The organism is Massilia sp. 2TAF26 (genome assembly GCF_052115005.1).
In the GTDB taxonomy this organism is placed as follows: domain Bacteria; phylum Pseudomonadota; class Gammaproteobacteria; order Burkholderiales; family Burkholderiaceae_D; genus Telluria.
Window position 1 is genome coordinate 32,083 of sequence record NZ_JBFRFV010000028.1, and the last position, 16,782, is coordinate 48,864.

21 protein-coding genes are annotated in these 16,782 nt (G+C 65.4%); 14 read left to right on the top strand and 7 right to left on the bottom strand.

What is annotated here, in order from left to right:
* Nucleotides 1-5 precede the first annotated feature (5 nt).
* The 3 genes from AB4Z32_RS22480 to AB4Z32_RS22490 form a co-directional block, all read right to left on the bottom strand.
* Entirely contained in the window at nucleotides 6-227 is a 222-nt protein-coding gene (locus tag AB4Z32_RS22480; protein WP_442124092.1) for a glycine zipper 2TM domain-containing protein, read from the bottom strand.
* Nucleotides 228-251: 24 nt separating this feature from the next.
* Entirely contained in the window at nucleotides 252-563 is a 312-nt protein-coding gene (locus tag AB4Z32_RS22485; RefSeq protein WP_442124093.1) for a BON domain-containing protein, read from the bottom strand.
* A gap of 89 nt (nucleotides 564-652) precedes the next feature.
* Nucleotides 653-2,797 (bottom strand): AsmA family protein, encoded by a 2,145-nt coding sequence (locus tag AB4Z32_RS22490; RefSeq protein WP_442124094.1) that lies wholly within the window; start codon nucleotides 2,795-2,797, stop codon nucleotides 653-655.
* Between the two features lie 203 nt (nucleotides 2,798-3,000).
* On the opposite strand from AB4Z32_RS22490, the gene AB4Z32_RS22495 reads away from it, so the two are divergent.
* The 6 genes from AB4Z32_RS22495 to AB4Z32_RS22520 all read left to right on the top strand — a co-directional run bounded on the left by AB4Z32_RS22495 (nucleotide 3,001) and on the right by AB4Z32_RS22520 (nucleotide 6,123).
* On the top strand, nucleotides 3,001-3,381 hold the full coding sequence (locus AB4Z32_RS22495; RefSeq protein ID WP_442124133.1) for a DUF4398 domain-containing protein: 381 nt from the start codon (nucleotides 3,001-3,003) through the stop codon (nucleotides 3,379-3,381).
* Nucleotides 3,382-3,437: 56 nt separating this feature from the next.
* On the top strand, nucleotides 3,438-4,361 hold the full coding sequence (locus AB4Z32_RS22500; protein WP_442124095.1) for an OmpA family protein: 924 nt from the start codon (nucleotides 3,438-3,440) through the stop codon (nucleotides 4,359-4,361).
* A 39-nt stretch (nucleotides 4,362-4,400) separates the two neighbouring features.
* Nucleotides 4,401-4,937 carry a ferritin-like domain-containing protein gene (locus tag AB4Z32_RS22505; protein WP_442124096.1) on the top strand — a complete coding sequence of 179 codons (537 nt, stop codon included), beginning with the start codon at nucleotides 4,401-4,403 and terminating at the stop codon, nucleotides 4,935-4,937.
* Nucleotides 4,938-5,072: 135 nt separating this feature from the next.
* A complete protein-coding gene (locus tag AB4Z32_RS22510) occupies nucleotides 5,073-5,339 on the top strand; it encodes a DUF883 family protein (RefSeq protein WP_442124134.1) in 267 nt (88 codons plus the stop codon).
* A gap of 18 nt (nucleotides 5,340-5,357) precedes the next feature.
* Nucleotides 5,358-5,744 carry a phage holin family protein gene (locus tag AB4Z32_RS22515; RefSeq protein WP_442124097.1) on the top strand — a complete coding sequence of 129 codons (387 nt, stop codon included), beginning with the start codon at nucleotides 5,358-5,360 and terminating at the stop codon, nucleotides 5,742-5,744.
* Nucleotides 5,745-5,769: 25 nt separating this feature from the next.
* Nucleotides 5,770-6,123 (top strand): hypothetical protein, encoded by a 354-nt coding sequence (locus AB4Z32_RS22520; RefSeq protein ID WP_442124098.1) that lies wholly within the window; start codon nucleotides 5,770-5,772, stop codon nucleotides 6,121-6,123.
* A 136-nt stretch (nucleotides 6,124-6,259) separates the two neighbouring features.
* Here the strand turns inward: AB4Z32_RS22520 and AB4Z32_RS22525 are convergent, their stop codons facing one another.
* Together AB4Z32_RS22525 and AB4Z32_RS22530 are read right to left on the bottom strand one after the other, a co-directional pair.
* The gene (locus tag AB4Z32_RS22525; protein WP_442124099.1) at nucleotides 6,260-6,703 is read right to left on the bottom strand and encodes a hypothetical protein; all 444 of its coding nucleotides are present in this window, start codon (nucleotides 6,701-6,703) and stop codon (nucleotides 6,260-6,262) included.
* 61 nt (nucleotides 6,704-6,764) lie between these two features.
* Complete coding sequence (locus AB4Z32_RS22530; protein ID WP_442124100.1) at nucleotides 6,765-7,271, bottom strand: glycine zipper 2TM domain-containing protein; 507 nt, start codon at nucleotides 7,269-7,271, stop codon at nucleotides 6,765-6,767.
* A 208-nt stretch (nucleotides 7,272-7,479) separates the two neighbouring features.
* Here AB4Z32_RS22530 and AB4Z32_RS22535 point away from each other — a divergent pair, with 208 nt between their 5' ends.
* From AB4Z32_RS22535 to AB4Z32_RS22545, 3 genes are all read left to right on the top strand, one after another.
* Nucleotides 7,480-8,010: a hypothetical protein gene (locus AB4Z32_RS22535; protein WP_442124101.1), complete on the top strand. Its 531-nt coding sequence runs from the start codon at nucleotides 7,480-7,482 to the stop codon at nucleotides 8,008-8,010.
* An 88-nt stretch (nucleotides 8,011-8,098) separates the two neighbouring features.
* Nucleotides 8,099-8,413: a BON domain-containing protein gene (locus AB4Z32_RS22540; RefSeq protein WP_442124102.1), complete on the top strand. Its 315-nt coding sequence runs from the start codon at nucleotides 8,099-8,101 to the stop codon at nucleotides 8,411-8,413.
* Nucleotides 8,414-8,566: 153 nt separating this feature from the next.
* Nucleotides 8,567-9,850: an AI-2E family transporter gene (locus tag AB4Z32_RS22545; RefSeq protein WP_442124103.1), complete on the top strand. Its 1,284-nt coding sequence runs from the start codon at nucleotides 8,567-8,569 to the stop codon at nucleotides 9,848-9,850.
* Nucleotides 9,851-10,023: 173 nt separating this feature from the next.
* Here AB4Z32_RS22545 and AB4Z32_RS22550 read toward each other — a convergent pair whose 3' ends face one another.
* Together AB4Z32_RS22550 and AB4Z32_RS22555 are read right to left on the bottom strand one after the other, a co-directional pair.
* Nucleotides 10,024-11,043: a YihY/virulence factor BrkB family protein gene (locus tag AB4Z32_RS22550; RefSeq protein ID WP_442124104.1), complete on the bottom strand. Its 1,020-nt coding sequence runs from the start codon at nucleotides 11,041-11,043 to the stop codon at nucleotides 10,024-10,026.
* Nucleotides 11,044-11,164: 121 nt separating this feature from the next.
* The gene (locus tag AB4Z32_RS22555; protein WP_442124105.1) at nucleotides 11,165-12,196 is read right to left on the bottom strand and encodes an OmpA family protein; all 1,032 of its coding nucleotides are present in this window, start codon (nucleotides 12,194-12,196) and stop codon (nucleotides 11,165-11,167) included.
* Between the two features lie 609 nt (nucleotides 12,197-12,805).
* Between AB4Z32_RS22555 and AB4Z32_RS22560 the strand changes: the two genes are divergently transcribed.
* The 5 genes from AB4Z32_RS22560 to phbB all read left to right on the top strand — a co-directional run bounded on the left by AB4Z32_RS22560 (nucleotide 12,806) and on the right by phbB (nucleotide 16,774).
* Entirely contained in the window at nucleotides 12,806-13,411 is a 606-nt protein-coding gene (locus tag AB4Z32_RS22560) for a winged helix-turn-helix domain-containing protein (protein WP_047825542.1), read from the top strand.
* A 187-nt stretch (nucleotides 13,412-13,598) separates the two neighbouring features.
* The gene (locus AB4Z32_RS22565; protein ID WP_442124106.1) at nucleotides 13,599-14,369 is read left to right on the top strand and encodes a glutathione peroxidase; all 771 of its coding nucleotides are present in this window, start codon (nucleotides 13,599-13,601) and stop codon (nucleotides 14,367-14,369) included.
* Complete coding sequence (locus tag AB4Z32_RS22570) at nucleotides 14,369-15,244, top strand: zinc-dependent peptidase (RefSeq protein WP_442124135.1); 876 nt, start codon at nucleotides 14,369-14,371, stop codon at nucleotides 15,242-15,244. Before AB4Z32_RS22565 ends, AB4Z32_RS22570 begins: the two co-directional genes overlap by 1 nt.
* An 89-nt stretch (nucleotides 15,245-15,333) precedes the next feature.
* On the top strand, nucleotides 15,334-15,888 hold the full coding sequence (locus AB4Z32_RS22575; protein WP_442124107.1) for a hypothetical protein: 555 nt from the start codon (nucleotides 15,334-15,336) through the stop codon (nucleotides 15,886-15,888).
* Nucleotides 15,889-16,015: 127 nt separating this feature from the next.
* Nucleotides 16,016-16,774: an acetoacetyl-CoA reductase gene (gene phbB / locus AB4Z32_RS22580; RefSeq protein WP_442124108.1), complete on the top strand. Its 759-nt coding sequence runs from the start codon at nucleotides 16,016-16,018 to the stop codon at nucleotides 16,772-16,774.
* Nucleotides 16,775-16,782 lie beyond the last annotated feature (8 nt).

Genomic DNA, 16,782 nt, shown 5'->3' on the forward strand with positions numbered 1-16,782 from the left:
TCGGCTTAGTGGGTCTTGCTGGTCTGGTTGCCGATCACGCCGCCGACGGCTGCGCCGCCCACGGTGCCGACGGCGCTGCCGCCGGTCAGGACCGAGCCTGCCACGGCGCCGACGCCGGCGCCGACGGCGGTGTTACGGTCCTGGTTGGACATGCCGGCGCAGCCGGTCAGGCCCAGTGCGACGGTTGCCAGCGAAGCGGTCACGACGAGTTGTTTGATGGTTTTCATGATGATCTCCTTACGGTGGGTTTTTTATCTCAAGCGCAGGTCATTTCTGACCGACTTCACGCCCTTTACTGTGCGGGCAGCCGCTGCTGCTGCCGCCACATCGTCCGCCGAGCTGACGAATCCTCTCAGCTGGACGACTCCCTGTCCGGTTTCCACTTCGAGCTCGGAAACCTTCAGGTTCGGATCCCCGTTGATGGCTGCCTTGACTCCGGTCGTGATGGTGGCGTCGTCGATGGCCTGGCCGGCATGTTCCCCGGTCGAGGCGCATCCCGAGACGGTCACCGGGCCCAGCACCAAGGCGGCCAGCAGCGTCGCGGTACATCCGAATTGCTTCATCTTCCTTCCTGGTCTTGTTGCGTGATGCAGTGATGACAGATTACTTCCGCACACATCCATGGTCTGTACGACATCTCACACTACCGTGCTCAACGTTTCTGCTTGCCCGGCGGCGGCGCCTGCGGCTTGGCGCCGGCCTCGGCCAGCAGTGCGGCGCAGGGGCTGTCCTTGCCCGGACCGGTGTTGATCAGCGGGAGCAGGGCGGCGGCTGGCGCGGCCACGATGGCCAGCGCGGCCGCGGCGCCGCCTTTCAGCGCCAGCACCTTCTTGTCGAGCTGCAGGTCCGGATGCTTGAAGGTGCCGCGCACGTAGAAGGGCGTGCGCAGGGTGAAGATGCGCAGCGCCTTGGTCTCCGGCTTGACGCGCAGGTCCATCTGCTCGCTGCTCAGGTTGACCGTGCCATTGATGTCGACGATCGCATCCTCGGTGTCGAGCACGAAGGTATTGGTCTTGGCCACGCCGTTGGTGACGTCGAGGTCGGAGGCCAGGCAGTTCAGCTTCACCTGCTTGTCGCCGAACAGCTTGGTGATGATGACGTTGGCAACGTTCAGGCCGGCTTCCTCGAGCAGCAGCTTGCTGACCACGCCTTGGCTGACCAGGCCCTTCACTTCGCCGTTCGACTTCGCCAGCATCTCGCCCACCGAATCGCCGGTGGCGGTCAGCTTGGCCTGGGCATACACGTCGCCGGCGGTGGCCTGCTGGATCTTCTGGATCTGCGGGAACAGCTGCTTGACCTCGATCTCGCGCGCGGTGGCCTCGAGCGTGGCCTTGATCGCATCCTTGCCGCCGCCGCCGCCGCCGCCGCCGCCGCCGCCGCTGCCGTCCAGCGTGACGGTCGAGGTGACGCTGCCGCCGGCCATGCCGAAGTCCAGCGGCTTCAGGCGCAACACGCCGTTGTCGAGGGTCAGGTGGGTCTTCAGTTTGCTGAGCGGCAGTTGCGCGGTCTTCACGATGCGGTCGGCCGAGAAGTGCACGTCGGCGTCCAGCACCTTCCACTTTTCGGTATGGAATTTCTCGACCGGCAAGGCCTTGTTTGCCGGCTGCACCGGCGCCACGCCGCGCTTGCGCTTGCTGGCATTCGAGTCGGCGCCGATCAGCGGGCCGAGGTCGGCAAAGCGCAGCTGGTTCGAGTGCACGGTACCGCTCAACTTGTTGCGCGGCTTCTGGCTCTGGAAAGTGAGGCTGCCGGCGATGTCGGACTCGCCGACCCGGCCCTTGAATTTCTCGTAGCTCCAGCGCCCACCCTTGCGGTCCGAGGCCCCGCCCAGCGAGCCGATCAGGTGGCCCTCGGTCGAGAACGGCGGGGTTTCCGGCAGTACCACGCCGGTGAAGGCGTACAGCCGCGCCATGCTGGGACCGGCCAGCTTCAGGCGCAGGTCGAGCCCGGCCAGCTTGGCCGGCCGCGTGACCGTGCCTTCGACCGCCAGCGCGTAGGGGCCGGAATGCACGTCGGCTTGGACCGGGAAGGGCACGTCCTGGTCCCTCAGGGTCAGCACGCCCCCTAGCTTGCCGCCGCCCGTGACCGGGGCCTTGTTGTAGCTGCCGTGGACCTTGAAGCCGATCCCGTAGGTGGGGTCGTTGGCGATGGTGTCGACGTCGGCCGTGATGTCGGCATCGGTGACCGCGTCCTTGATGTGGACCACGCCCTTCGACAGCACCAGGCGCTCGAGGTCCAGCTTCCACGTCGATTTCTTTTCCTCGTGTTTATAGGCCCAGTTGTAGTGCGTGGCATCGGTACGCAGCAGCTCGACCTGCGGGCCGTCGAAGCGCAGCACCGGAATATTGATCGTGTGGCTGAGCAGGGCAAATGGATTCAGCGAGAACGAAAACTGGCGTACGCTGGCGGTGTCGCCCTTCGGCATGTTTTCAGGATTGCCGACGTGCACGTCGTTCGCGTACAGGTGGGGCCAGGGAATGTGGTCGCGCCAGGTGCGTTGGCCCGGAACGATGCTTTCCGACGGCCGTTCCCAGTGCACCGACAGGTCGCCGACGATGGCGAAGGGGCGGTCGATGGCGTTGCTGACCTTGGCGTTCAGCCAGGGCTTGGCGCGGTTCCAGTCGAAGGTCAGGAGGATGATGATGGCGATCACCGGGATCGCGATGAGGATGCCGAGGATCCACAGCACGGTCTTCATCGTGCGCGACATGGCGCGCCCGCCGTGGTGCTTGCCGGCTGCCTTGCCGTGGCTGTCCTGGTCCGCCGGCTTGTTCTCCTCATGCTGTCGGGTTGTCATGGGCAATCCTTCGGGGGGGATGTGTTGAGATCAGATTAACGTAAAGGTTCGCCGATCTATGTGCGATGCCGCACCCTACTGGCATGGGTCTTGCCCCGACACCGCCCAATGTGCGGCAGCGAACCGAACACTTTACGCATGAGGCTTATAACGTTACCAACACAATCTTTCTTCAAGGGAGAACCACGATGGACATGAAATCGATGAATGTGCTGCTGCGGGCAGGCGCGGTCGCCGCGGTCCTGGGCCTGGCCGCTTGCGCCAGCCCGGAAAAGACCCCGGCCACGGCTGCCGTCGCGGTGTCGCACAACGCCGTCGATAACGCAGTGAGCGCCGGCGCGCCCGAACTGGCGCCCGAGGAAATCAGCGCGGCGCGCGCCAAGATGATGCGCGCCAACCAGGCGCTGGCCGCCAAGGACTACAAGCTGGCGCGCGAACTTGCCGTGCAGGCCCAGGCCGATGCCAAGCTGGCCCAGGCCAAGGCCAGTTCGGCCAAGGCGACCGCGGCCTCGAACCAGCTCAACGAAGACCTGCGCGTGCTGCGCCAGGAAGTCGACCGCGCCAATTCGGACCAGCAGCAGTAAGCCGAGCTTCATGACAACCGCGCCCGCCAGGCGCACATAAGAAGAAAGGACATACGATGAAATCGCATTTTCTGACATCGGCGATCTTCGCCGGCGCCGTGCTGCTGGCCGGCTGCAGCACCGTGCCGACCACCACCCCGACCCTTGACGAGGCGCGCGCCGACTACGTCGCGGCCAGCAACAATCCGCAGGTGTCGGCCAATGCCCCGCTGGAATTCCGCCAGGCCAGCGAAGCCCTCGACCGCGCCAACCAGGCCGCCGCCAAGCGCGAGAGCCTGGACACCATCGACCGCCTGGCCTATGTGGCCAAGCAGCGCATCGCCACCGCCCAGGAAGTGGCGAAGGCCAAGAGCGCGGAAGCCGACATCGCCAACGCCGGCCGCGAGCGCGACCGCGTGCAGCTGGAAGCCCGTACCGCCGAGGCCGAACGTGCCAAGCGCGAAGCCGCCGCCGCCAATGCCCAGGCCGCCGCCGCCCAGCAGCAGGCCCAGGATGCCCAGGCCCAGGCCGCCGCGGCCCAGCAGCAGAACGCCCAGCTGGCCGAGCGCGCCGCGCGCCTGGAAGCCATTCTGGTCGAGCTGCATGCGCAGAAGACCGAGCGCGGCATGGTGGTCACGATCGGCGACGTGCTGTTCGCCACCGACCGCGCCGAACTGAACGCGAACGGCATGGCGACCGTGCGTAAACTGGCCGAGGTCATGATGCAGAACCCCGACCGCACTGTGCTGGTCGAAGGATTTACCGACAGCACCGGCAGCCACGCCCACAACCAGGACCTGTCGGAGCGCCGTGCGCAATCCGTGGCCCAGGCCCTGACCAGCCTCGGCGTGGAGCGCCAGCGCGTCGCGACGCGCGGCTACGGCGAAGCCTATCCGGTGGCGTCCAACGACAGCGCCTCCAACCGCCAGCTGAACCGCCGCGTCGAGATCGTGCTGTCGAACGAGAACGCGCCGATTCCGCCGCGAGCGGCGGTGCGTTGATTTTTGCTTGAGCTTTATTGATAAAGGGGTAGATTGACCATGAACGAGACGAATTCCAAGCTGGCCCACGGCTTCGACATCGCGGAGATCCGCCGTGCGGCCGCCAACCTCGAGGACGGCGCCGTCACCGAAGGCTACGCCGCCGACCGCGAGGCGGTGATCGCGATGCTGAATGCCGCCCTGGCCACCGAGCTGCTGTGCGTGCTGCGCTACAAGCGCCACTATTACACGGTCAGCGGTCCGAACACCGGCCACATCAAGGCCGAGTTCCTCGAGCATGCCCAGCAGGAACAGGACCATGCCGACCGCATCGCCGAGCGCATCGTCCAGCTGAACGGCTCGCCGAATTTCAATCCGGCCACGCTGACCCAGCGCAGCCACGCCGAGTACGACGACTCCGAAGACGTGCAGGCGATGATCCGCGCCGACCTGATCGCCGAGCGCGTGGCGATCGAGTCCTACCGCCAGATGATCCAGGCGATCGGCGACAAGGACCCGACCACCAGGAACATGCTGGTCGAGATCCTCGCCACCGAAGAGGAACACGCCGACGACATGCGCGACCTGCTGGCCTGACACGAACGCTTTCCATAACCCACCAAGAACAAGGAGTACAACATGCTCGATTCCATCCGCGCCAACGCCAATTCCGTACGCGCCAAAGCCAACGCCGCCGACATCGACGACAAGCTGGACGATGCCGGCACCGACATGAAAACCCTGGTCAAGGATGCCCAGTCGCTGCTGACCGCGGCCGCTTCCCTGACCGGCACCAAGGCCGACGAGCTGCGCGCACGTGGCATGCGCATGCTGGATGCGGCGCTGGGCAAGGGCAGCGAGTACAAGGATCAAGCCATGGTCAAGGGCAAGGAACTGGCGAAGAATGCCGATGTCTACGTGAAGGACAATCCGTGGCGCACCGTTGCCGCGGCGGCCGGTGTCGGCCTGCTGATCGGTGTCCTGCTGGGCCGCAAATAATCCGAGCCGGGGGCAGCCATGGAAAATAACGAAACCGTCGTGCAGAGCCCCGGCCTCATGGGTGGGATCACGGGCCTGGCGAAAAACCTGTTCGGCCTGGTGGTGTCGCGTGTGGAGCTTGCCGCCCTCGAACTGACCGAGGTGCGCAACCACCTGATCGAACTCGTCGCCATCTTCGCGATGGCCGTGCTCGCCACCTGGTTCGCCCTCGCCTACGGAACGGCGACCATCGTCGCGCTGGCATGGGACGAAATGGGCTGGAAGATCCTGCTGGTCATGTTCGTCGTCTTCCTCGTCATCACCGGCATCCTTGTGGCCAGGGGCCTGTCCATGCTGAAGCAAGGCAAGCTTGCGTTCCCGGAGACGATGAAGGAACTGCGCAACGATCGCGACATGCTGATGTAAGCATGCCAGCCAAAAGGGGAAAAACATGCAGAAAAACGACCATCGCAGTCACGAGGAAAAGAAGCGCGCATTGCTGCGCGACGCCGAGTTCTTTCGCGCGGGCGTGGCCCATTCGCGCGCCCAGATCAGGCATGCGGCGCGGCCCGAGGTGATGTTCCACTCGGTCATCGATCACGCGACCTGGGCCCTGCGCGCGCGCGCCGACATGCTGCTGAAACCTTCCGGCACAAGTGTATCGGTGCTGGCGCCTTACGCCTTAACCGTGCTAGGCTTCATTCGTAGGCGGCGTCTCGGTAAACCGGCGCTGGGCATCGCAGCCCTGGTGGGTGTTGCCGCTTGGTATATACAGCGCAAACGCGCGCAACACATGGCATACTGAAGGCGAATCGCGGCCGGCCTTCGAATATGAAGGGCCGGTCCGTGTGACAGGATATGGTGGGGCTTGAGCGGCGTCGCAATCCTCGGATTGGACGCCGTCTTTTTGCAGACCTGCTCAGCGCCTTCTCGGCGCCTTCTCAATGCGAGTTCGGCATGGGAGCCGGCGTCGGTGCCGGTGCCGGCGCCGGGCCCTGGACGGTCTGGACCGTGGTCTCGACCGATCCTTTCGGCGCATTGTCGAGCTGCGCCGGGGCATTCTTCATATCCCGCTCGTAGCCGGCGCGCGCTTCCTTCAGGCAGGCGCTGCGCCCCGACGCCGCGCTCTCGCGGCAGGCATTCTTCGCTTCCTCGTAGGCCGCGCCGATCTCCTTCTGCAGGATGCGCAGGCGCGCCTGGCGGCTCGTGTCTTCGCTGTGCCAGCGCGCCGGGTCGCCTTTCCGGATCTCGCTGGCCTGCTTGACGGCGACGCTCTTGTCGACCGTGCTGTCGTTGAAGGGCTGGCCCTGGGTCTGCGCCTGGGCGCCGCCCGCGCACAGGGCGGCAAGTGCGGCGGCCAGCGCGAACGCTTGTGGCTGTCTCATAGGTCCTCCATTCTCTGGACGAACGAAAGCCGGCGCACACGCGCCGGCACGCTTACTACGTTTAATAACGATACACGCGGCCGTCGACGATGCGCACGCGGTTGCCCACGCGCAGGTCGTAGACATTGTCCTGCACGATGGTGCGGTATTCGCCGTTGTCCATGCGGATATTCACCGCATAGGCCTGCTGGCCGTCGCCGGCATTGCGGTTGCGCTCGACGTTGTTGCCGATCGCCGCGCCGGCCACGCCGCCGGCCACGGTGGCCGCGGTGCGTCCGCCGCCGCTGCCCACCTGGTTGCCGGCCAGTGCGCCGACCAGGCCGCCGACGATGGCGCCGGCGCCGCTGGTGCGGGCTTCCGCATTCGTCACCTGGATCGATTCGATGGTGCCGTAGCCGGCCGAGGCGCTGTCGCGGTAGCCGTCATTGCGATAGCCGTCGTTGCGGTAGCCGGTGTCGGCACCGCGGTAGCCATTATTGCCGTAATAGGGGTCAGGGCTGCTGCTGGCGCAACCGCCAAGGACTGCACCGGCCGCGACCAGGGCGGCGATAGTTCGGATAGCTTTCATGACTTGTTCTCCTGGCAAAGATGTAAGCCCAGATTAAGCAGCGGCATGCCTGAGGTCTGTGCGATGACGCACCCTATCTCCTTGCATCTGATCCATGTCCTTACAACACCTTTTGACTGTGTTCGGCACCGAACAGAACTCTTCGTTACGGCAGAGTAAAACATCACCTGAGTGTTGAAAAAGGAGAAAAACAATGAGGACACCCCATATGATTTTATTGCTCGGCGCCGCCATGCTGTGGGCAGCGCACGTGCGGGCGGCAACCCCGGAGTCCAAGCTCGCCTACCAGCAGGCGCGTGAACAGGCGGCCGCCAATTACAAGAACGCGCGCGCCCAGTGCGATGCCGTGACCGGCAATCCGAAGGATCTGTGCGTGGCAGAAGCCAAGGCGGTGCGCGTGCGGGCCGAGGAAGAGGCGCGTGCGAAATACGAAGACACGCTGAAGGCTTACACCCGCGCCCGCCTGAAGATCGCGGATGCCAACTACGACCGCGACAAGACGCGCTGCGCCGGCCTGGCCGGCAACGACAGGGACGTCTGCCAGGCCCAGGCCAAGGCCACGCTGGTGGCCGCGCGCGCCGACGCCAAGGCCGACCAGAAGACCATCGAAGCGCGCAACGAGGCCCGTGACGACAAGCTGGAAGCCGCATGGAAAGTCGCCAAGGAACGCTGCGACGCCTTTGCCGGCGCCGCCCGCGACCAGTGCATGTCGGACGCCAAAGCCCAGTTCGGTAAATGATGTAAACGCGAACCGCAACCCGATTTATAACCGGCCTCAAGGCCATCCCGTATCACCCGTGTGATGCATTGACAACAAGGAGCTCATCATGACCATGACCAAACGTATCGCCACCGCCGTCTTCACCGCCACCGTCGCTTTCGCCGTCGTCGGCTGCGCCCAGACCGCCACCCACGAAAGCACCGGCCAGTACCTGGACGATGCCGGCATCACCACCAAGGTGAAGGCCGCCTTCGCCGCCGACCCGAACGTCAAGGCAACCGAGATCAACGTCGAGACCTATCAGGGCACCGTCCAGCTGTCGGGCTTCGTGGCCAATCCGGCCGACGCCCAGCGCGCCGCCGACATCGCGCGCGGCGTGAAAGGCGTGTCCTCGGTCAAGAACGACATTCGCGTGAAGTAAGCCGGCGCGTAGAATGAGCTGACGCCGGATGGTGTGTTCCGGCCGCGCGGGGGATCCCTGTTTGTCTCACCAGGGGGTCCGCCCGGGCGCGTCGGCTGGACAGCAACATATCGGCCAGCCCCAGGGTTGGCCTTTCTTTTTTCAGGTATCGACATGCAGCTCGCTCCCACCGCCAAGACTTCGGCCGAGCAATCGGACCACCCAACCCCGGCGTCAGCCACCGAGGAGCCGCGCTCGCCGGAAGAGGCGGCGCGCGAAGCCGGCCTGCTGAGCGCCGAAGGCGCCCCTACCGGCGAAGAGCTGGGGGCCCAGCACGGCGCCCTGCGCCTGCCGGTCCACGTCAACGCACGCGGGATGTCGCTCGGCATCCTGGCCACCGTCGCCTTCATTTTCGCCCTGCAATGGGCCAAGAATTTCCTCGTGCCGCTCCTGCTCGGCATCTTCCTCGCCTACACCCTCAGCCCGGTGGTGCGCTGGCTGGAGCGCTGGCACGTCAAGCGCGCGATCGGCGCCACCCTGGTCACGGCCGCGATCCTGGCCGGCATGGCGCTCACCGCCCAGCGCCTGCAGGGCGAGTTCTTCAATATCATCGACGGCCTGCCGGCGCTGACCCACAAGGTCACCAGACTGATCACCCAGAATTCCGACGGCCAGCCCTCGACCATCCAGCAGGTGCAGGCCGCCGCCGCGGAGATCGAGCAGGCGGCCGCCCACGCCGCCGGTGCGGACGCGCGCCGCGCCCAGCAGCAAAAGCATCCGGCGCCGGCCGGCGTGCCGGGGGCCAGCAATTTCCGCGTGATGGACTGGCTGCTGGCCGGGTCGGTGGGCCTGGCCAGCTTCATCTCCCAGGCCACCATGGTGGTCTTCCTGGTGTTCTTCCTGCTGCTGGCGGGCGACACCTTCAAGCGCAAGCTGGTCAAGCTGACCGGGCCTTCGCTGACGCGCAAGAAGGTGACCGTGCACATCCTCGAGGACATCAACACCTCGATCCAGAACTATATGTTCATGCTGCTCGTCACCAACACCCTGCTGGCCCTGCTGATGTGGGGCGTACTGCGCATGATCGGCCTGGAGAACGCCGGCGCCTGGGCCATCTTCGCCGGCGTCGCCCACATCATGCCTTACTTCGGGCCGCTGCTGATTACCTCGGCCACCGGCCTGGTCGCCTTCCTGCAGTTCGAATCGCTGCGCATGGTGATCCTGGTGGCCGGCGCCTCGCTGGCGATCGCGACCCTGGTGGGCATGGTGGTGACCACCTGGATGACCGGCAAGATCGCAAAGATGAACCCGGCCGCCGTGTTCGTCAGCCTGCTGTTCTGGGGCTGGCTGTGGGGCATGTGGGGCTTGCTGCTCGGCGTGCCGGTGGTGGTGGTGGTGAAGGTTGTGGCCGAGCGGGTGGAAGGGATGGAGGTGGTGGCGGAGTTGTTGGGGGAGTGATTTCACCCGCCGTTCCCGCATCTCCCCGTCATTCCCTCCACGCCGAGCGGCCGAAGCCGGTACTCTCCGAAACGCGGCAGGGATATCGGATGACCTGAATCCGGTTGTTCAGCATGGATCCCCGCCTGTGCGGGGAGTCATTTCGGGCAATGTCCGGAATGACGCTGACGTGTTCAGGCACTGTGGCCGACAGCCACTCCCAACCGCCGATCCGGCGCCCCGCCCGTGCGTCGATCACGCGAGCCCGCGGTGCGGCGTTCGCGGATGCGGCGTTCCGGCCGGCCATCCGGCAGGTCGCCCAGCGGGGACACTTCCTTGCCTTCCTTCTTGCTCAGGCTGCCCATCTGGATCGCGTACTGGCGGGCGAATTCGGCGCCCAGGAAGAAGATCTGCGCCGAGTAGTACACCCACAGGAGCAGGGCGATCAGGGAGCCGGCCGCGCCGAAGCTGTTGGTGGTGCCGCTGTTGCCGATATACAGGCCGATCGCGTATTTCCCCAAGGTGAACAGGACCGCGGTGCCGAGCGCGCCGATGGTGACGTCGTGCCAGGACAGCTTGATGCGCGGCAGCAGTTTGTAGATCACGCCGAACAGGGTGGCGATCACCAGGAAGCTGAAGGCCCAGGCGACCCAGCCGAAGATGACGGTGGCGTTATGCCAGTAGCCGCCGAGGAATTTCTCGGCCACGGTCAGCGCCGCCGATACCACGAGCGAGGTCATCAGCAGCAGGGCCAGGGTCAGGATCAGGCCGAAGGACAGCAGGCGGGTGCGGATCGTGTCCCAAAAGCTGGCGTCCTTGGGCGGCGGCACGCCCCAGATCTCGTCCAGGCTGTCCTTCAGTTCGGCAAAGGCGGTGGTGGCGCCGATCACCAGCAGCACGGTGGCGACGATGGTGGCGAACAGGCCACTGTCCTTGTTCTGGGCGCCGGCCAGGATGGCTTCGATGGTTTGCGCGCCCTTCGGGCCGACCAGGCCGCGCAGTTCGCCGATCAGCTGGCCCTGGGCCGCTTCGGCGCCGTAGAAGAAGCCGGCGACGGCGATCACCAGCACCAGGATGGGCGCGAGCGAAAACAGCGAATAGAAGGCCAGGGCCGCGCCCTTGCTGGATGCGCGGTGCTCCATCCATTCGGTGACGGCGCAGCGCATCACGTGGATGACCTTGCGCGAAAACGGTGCCCAGTTTTTTACATCCATATCGCTTCTCCAAAAAAAGAACGCGCCCGAAGGCGCGTCGAGTGACCAGCACGGGTCGGGGTCCTGCGGGTGGCCGGGCCGGCGGGAACGCGTGCGCTCCCGCTCATGTTCACCCTACTGCTTACTGCACGCGGCGTTCGACGGTGATCTGCTCGACTTCCACGCGACGGTTCGGCGCCAGGCACGCGATCAGCTCCGAACGCTTCTTCTGGTGGCAGTCGGTGACCACCGGATTCTTCTCGCCCTTGCCGTAGGCCTTCAGGCGGTTCGCGTCGACGCCCTTGCCGACCAGGTATTCGCGCACGGCGTTGGCGCGGCGCTCCGACAGCTTCTGGTTGTACTTCGGCGAACCGATGCGGTCGGTGTAGCCGGTGATGTCGACGTCGGTGATCGACGGATCGGCCTGCAGGGCGGCGGCGATGTCGTCCAGCTTGGGCTGCGGCATCGACAGGGTGGCGCTGTCGAAGGCGAACAGTTCGGTCGCCGACAGGGTCACCTTCTCGAAGCGGGCCGGCGGCGGCGGCGGCGGCGGGGCTTCCACGACCGGGGCCGGTGCCGGTGCCGGGGCTTCCACGACCGGAGCCGGGGCCGGTGCCGGCGGTGCCGGCGGCGGGTTGAAGGCGTAGATCAGGCTGAAGCCGACATACTTGGTGAGGGCTTTCGAGAAGCCGAATTCGTCGTCGTGGCGCAGGTTGCTCTTCACGGCGCGGCCGTCGAGCTGCACCGACCAGCGGTCGTTCAGGCTGGCCTGGACGCCCAGGCCGGCGGTGTAGTACGGCGACCAGCCGGAGGCGTTGTAGTTGCCACGGCTTACGCGGTCACGCTCGCCACCGACGCCGACCAGCAGGAAGGGGCGGATCTGTTTGCGCGAAAGCATCAGCAGCGCGTCGACACCAACCAGGGTCTGGCGGTAATTGGTGAGGCTGTTGTCGGAGCGGGCATGGGTCGCGCCGATCTGGATGTCCCACAGCGGGTGCACCGGTTTACCGAACTTCAACCCGCCGCCCCAGTCCTTGTCGCCGACGCCGAAGTCGTGGTCGGGCTTGATGCCGACGACGGTCGGCGCAATGTACCACGACGGATTGATGACTTCTTGAGCCAGCGTCGAACCAGCCGAGCAGAGCAGGGCGGCAGCCAGAGCGATCTTCTTCATATTATTCACAGGTAACTCCCATTGGTTGTAAATGTGCTTACATCGCGTGCCTAAACAGTGATGTTGTGGTCAAGAATACAAGCCTGTGTTTCCCAGGGTCCGTGCGCTACCGCACCAAGGCAACTGTGTTTGTGACAAATTCGCAACGCGACAGTTCCATTTTTTTCCTGCTCAGCCACAAAGGGTGGCTTAAGATGGGCTCATCTTCGGCTATGTCGTTGATAAATTCCCCGTACGCAAGAAAACTAGAGAAAGTGTTATCACTAACTGTTTCATTTTGTAATAGTTGTTCGATCGCGGTGTAACGATCTTTATCTTCTTCCCCGGACATACAGCCTGGGACACCCGGTCACTTACTACCGTGGCTGTCATAAAAACCGCTGTTCTTTCCCGTTTTCTCAATTAAACGCTTGTGCCGCGTCAATACGCTGGCTCACTTAATAACTTTGAGAAATTTTCGGCAATGTTGGCTGGCGCACAGAACTCCGGGTCTGACGCAGGCAACCTTGTATCCAGTTAAGCGGAACCGGCGAGTTGTCTGGGGGTCATACAGAAAAACGCCGGTCCGGGCCACACAGAACACAGTCTCATTAAATGGAGTAAACCAACATGCATGCAGCGACTCACCACAATGCGGTGCAAGGCGACATCGGCGCAGTGCACACTTCCAGCAACTCTGCACTGATCGAACGTGTCCCGCCGCAACCGACCGAACGCGCGCCCATCTCGCTGGCGCCGATCGAGCGTGTGCGGTCGACCTCGGCCACCCAGCGCCGCATCGAGAACATGCAGAAGCTGATTGGCGAGCTGCAGACGCACGAAATGCTGGCCGACGAAATCGCCTGGTTCCTGAAATTCTCGCCGTCGGGCGCCCGCAAATACATCCGCGACCTGCGCGAAGCCGGCGTGATCGAACTGGCCCGCTATATCGAGGGTACCGCCACCTACCTGGGCAAGGCCGTGTACCGCATCTCCCCGGATCCGGAACGCGTCAAGGCCTTCCTGGCCGCGATCTGCCAGCCGAAGCGCGAAGGCGCCGCCCCCCGCAAGGAGCGCCCGGGCCTGCGCGAACAGAGCATGGCCGGCACCGGCCGCCATTTCCACATCCTGGCCGACGACACCCACTACGCGATCCGCGTGAACCGCAGCCCGGTTTCCCGCGATCCGCTGGTCGCCGCCCTGTTTGGCCCGGCCCCGAGCCAGGTCGCCAAATAAGCCGGCCAGCACCGAATCTGCCCTGACCCCGTACGCGGCCCAGACAGCCGCCATGCGGGGAAACGGCACGATGCGCGCCACCGCCTCCGGGCGGTGGCTTTTTTTTTACCAATTGAAAAGTCGATAAGGGCTCCCATATGCGGCGGGAAGCGGCAAGTCGCCGCGCCCGTCAACCACAGGAGATCCCATGTTACCGAGTGCCGAATCGCTGGAAGGAAAGCCCGTTCCCCAGGTCACGTTCAAGGCGCGGCCCGACGAGCAGTGGCGCGACATCACGACCGACGAGCTGTTTAAGGGCAAGACCGTGGTCGTGTTCGCCTTGCCGGGCGCCTATACGCCGACCTGTTCTTCCGCCCACCTGCCGCGCTATAACGAACTGGCGCCGGTGTTGCGCGATAATGGCGTGGACGACATCGTCTGCATCACCGTCAACGATCCCTTCGTCGTCAACGAGTGGCAGCGCAGCCAGGAAGCGGACAATATCACCATGATCCCGGACGGCAACGGCGATTTCAGCGAAGGCATGGGACTGCTGGTCGACAAGCGCGAGCTCGGCTTCGGCAAGCGCTCCTGGCGCTATTCGATGCTGGTGAAGGACGGCATCGTCGACAAGATCTTCATCGAGCCGGACAAGGAGGGCGATCCCTTCGAAGTGTCGGACGCCGACACCATGCTGCGCCATATTAATCCGGAAGCGAAGCCGATCGAGCCGGTGGTCATGTTTTCCAAACCCGGCTGCCCGTTCTGCGCACGCGCCAAGGCGGTGCTGAAGGCGCGCGGCATCGCCTTCACCGACATCCCCCAGGACCAGAAGATCACCACCAGCGTGCTGCGCGCCGTCTCGGGCGAGATGACCTGGCCGCAGGTGTTCGTCGGCGGCACGCGGATCGGCGGCGCCGATGCGGTCGAGGCGCATTTCGGGCAGTCCGGCGCGCCGGCGGGCGCCCAGGCCGCGTGATGGAGACCGGCGCCGCCATCGCCTGCGCCGCCATCGCGGCCGGGCTGCTGCTGGCCTGGGGCCTGCCGCGCTGGCGCCTGGGGCGGGCGCTGGCGCGTCCCCTCGACGCCGCCCAGCTGGGATTCATCGAGCGCAACGTGGTCCAGTACCGCGGCATGCCGGCGCCGCTGCGCGAGCAGCTGCAGGTCCTGGTCAAGCGCTTCCTGCACGAGAAGACCTTCGTCGGCTGCGCCGGGCTCGAGATCACCGAGGAGATGCGGGTGACGATCGCGGCCCAGGCCTGCCTGCTGCTGCTCAACCGCACCACCGAGGTGTACCCTGGCCTGCACGCGGTGCTGGTGTATCCGGGTGCCTTCCTGGTGCCGCGCAAGGAGGTCGATGCCGGCGGCGTGGTCACCGAGACGCGCCAGGACCTGCTGGGCGAATCCTGGGGCGACGGCCGCGTGATCCTGTCCTGGGACCACGTGCAGCGCGCCGGCCACCAGCCGGAAGGCGCGCAGAACGTGGTGCTGCACGAGTTCGCGCACCAGCTCGACAGCGAATCCGGCAGCACCAACGGCGCGCCCATCCTCGGCAGCACGGAAAGCTACCAGCGCTGGTCGGCGATCCTGTCGCGCGACTTCGAGCTGCTGCGCCGCGATACTTACTGGGGCTACCGCGACGTGCTCGATCCCTACGGCGCCAGCAGCCCGGCCGAATTCTTCGCGGTCGCCACCGAGAGCTTCTTCGAGCAGCCGCACGCGCTGGCGGCGCGCCATCCGGACCTGTACGCCGAATTCAGGCGTTATTTCCGCGTCGATCCGCGCGACTGGTTCCCGCAGCCGCTATGGCAGGAAGCGGAGCCGCAGGGCATGGTCTACGGCCAGTGGCGCTGACTGCGCCAGGCTGCGTGCGTTTGCGCACAGAGCGCCGGCAGCCGCTCGCGCATGCTCTGCAGTAATAACGAATCCAGGAGGGTTGACCAATGTCCATGATCATCGCAGGGCACTTTCAGCTGCTGGAAGACATCGAGCAGGCGCGCCGCGCCCTGCTCGACGCCGGTTTCGCGGGCGAGCGTATCAGCGGCTTCTACCTGAGCCAGCCGGGCCAGCACGACCAGACCCCGATCGGCGGCGACCACATCCAGTCGCCGGGCGCCAAGGAAACGCCGTTAGGCGTGGTGGAGGGCGCCAGCGCTGGCGCGGTGATCGGCGCGGTGGCGGGCGCGGCCACGATCCCGTTCACCGGGCCACTGGGGCCGGTGGTCGGCGGCCTGGTCGGCGCCCACGTCGGCTCGCTGTTCAGCTTTTCGAAGATGAAGGAAGCCGGCGAGCGTGAAAAGGGCGGCGAGGCGCCGGCCGAGATCCGCCATGCCGGCATGCTGGTCGCGGTCGCTTTCGACGATTCGGGCATGGAGGCGCGGGCGGTGGACGTGCTGCGTGGCCTGGGCGCCACCCAGATCGAGCGCGCAAGGGGTAATATCGTGGATGGCGACTGGGCCGATTTCGAGCCGTGCAGCACCCCCGACATCATCCGCTGAGCATTTCCCGGACATTCCCCGGGTCAGGGCTGTTTGAGATTTGTCAACGCTGAGTACGGCAGCGCTTCTAGACTCGGTGTTTCCGCCGCGCTCACGGCGCGGCCTTACCGGCGAGGAGACGACAGACATGCACGAAGACAAAGCAGCTGCAAAAGTAGCCTTGGTAACGGGGGGAATGGGCGGGCTGGGCACGGCGATCTGCCGCCGCCTGCACGACGAGGGATTCCAGGTGGCGGCGACCTGGTCGCCGCACAACCCCGCGCCGGAAGCCTGGCTGGCGGCCCAGCGCGACGACGGCTACCGCTTCCAGGCCTACAAGGTCGACGTCACCGACTACGGCGACTGCGAGTGGATGATGCAGAAGCTCTTGTCCGAGATGGGTCGGCTGGACGTGCTGGTGAATAATGCCGGCATCACGCGCGACCGCAGCCTGCGCAAGATGAGCCTGGAGGATTGGCAGGCCGTGCTGCGCGCCAACCTCGACAGCGTATTCAACCTGAGCAAGCAGGCCATCGAACCGATGATGGCGCGGCGCTGGGGCCGCATCGTCAACATCTCCTCGGTCAACGGCCAACAGGGCGCCTTCGGCCAGACCAACTACGCCGCCGCCAAGGCCGGCATGCACGGTTTCACCAAGGCGCTGGCGCTGGAGATGGCGCGCCACGGCATCACCGTCAACACGGTGTCGCCCGGCTACCTGCGTACCCGCATGGTGGAGGCGGTGCCGCCGGATGTGATGAGCGGCAAGATCCTGCCGCAGATTCCGATGGGCCGCCTGGGCGAGCCGGACGAGGTGGCCGGCCTGGTGGCCTATCTGGTGTCCGAGGATGCCGGCTTCATGACGGGGTCGAATTTTGCCATCAACGGCGGCCAGCACATGTACTGATCGTCGGG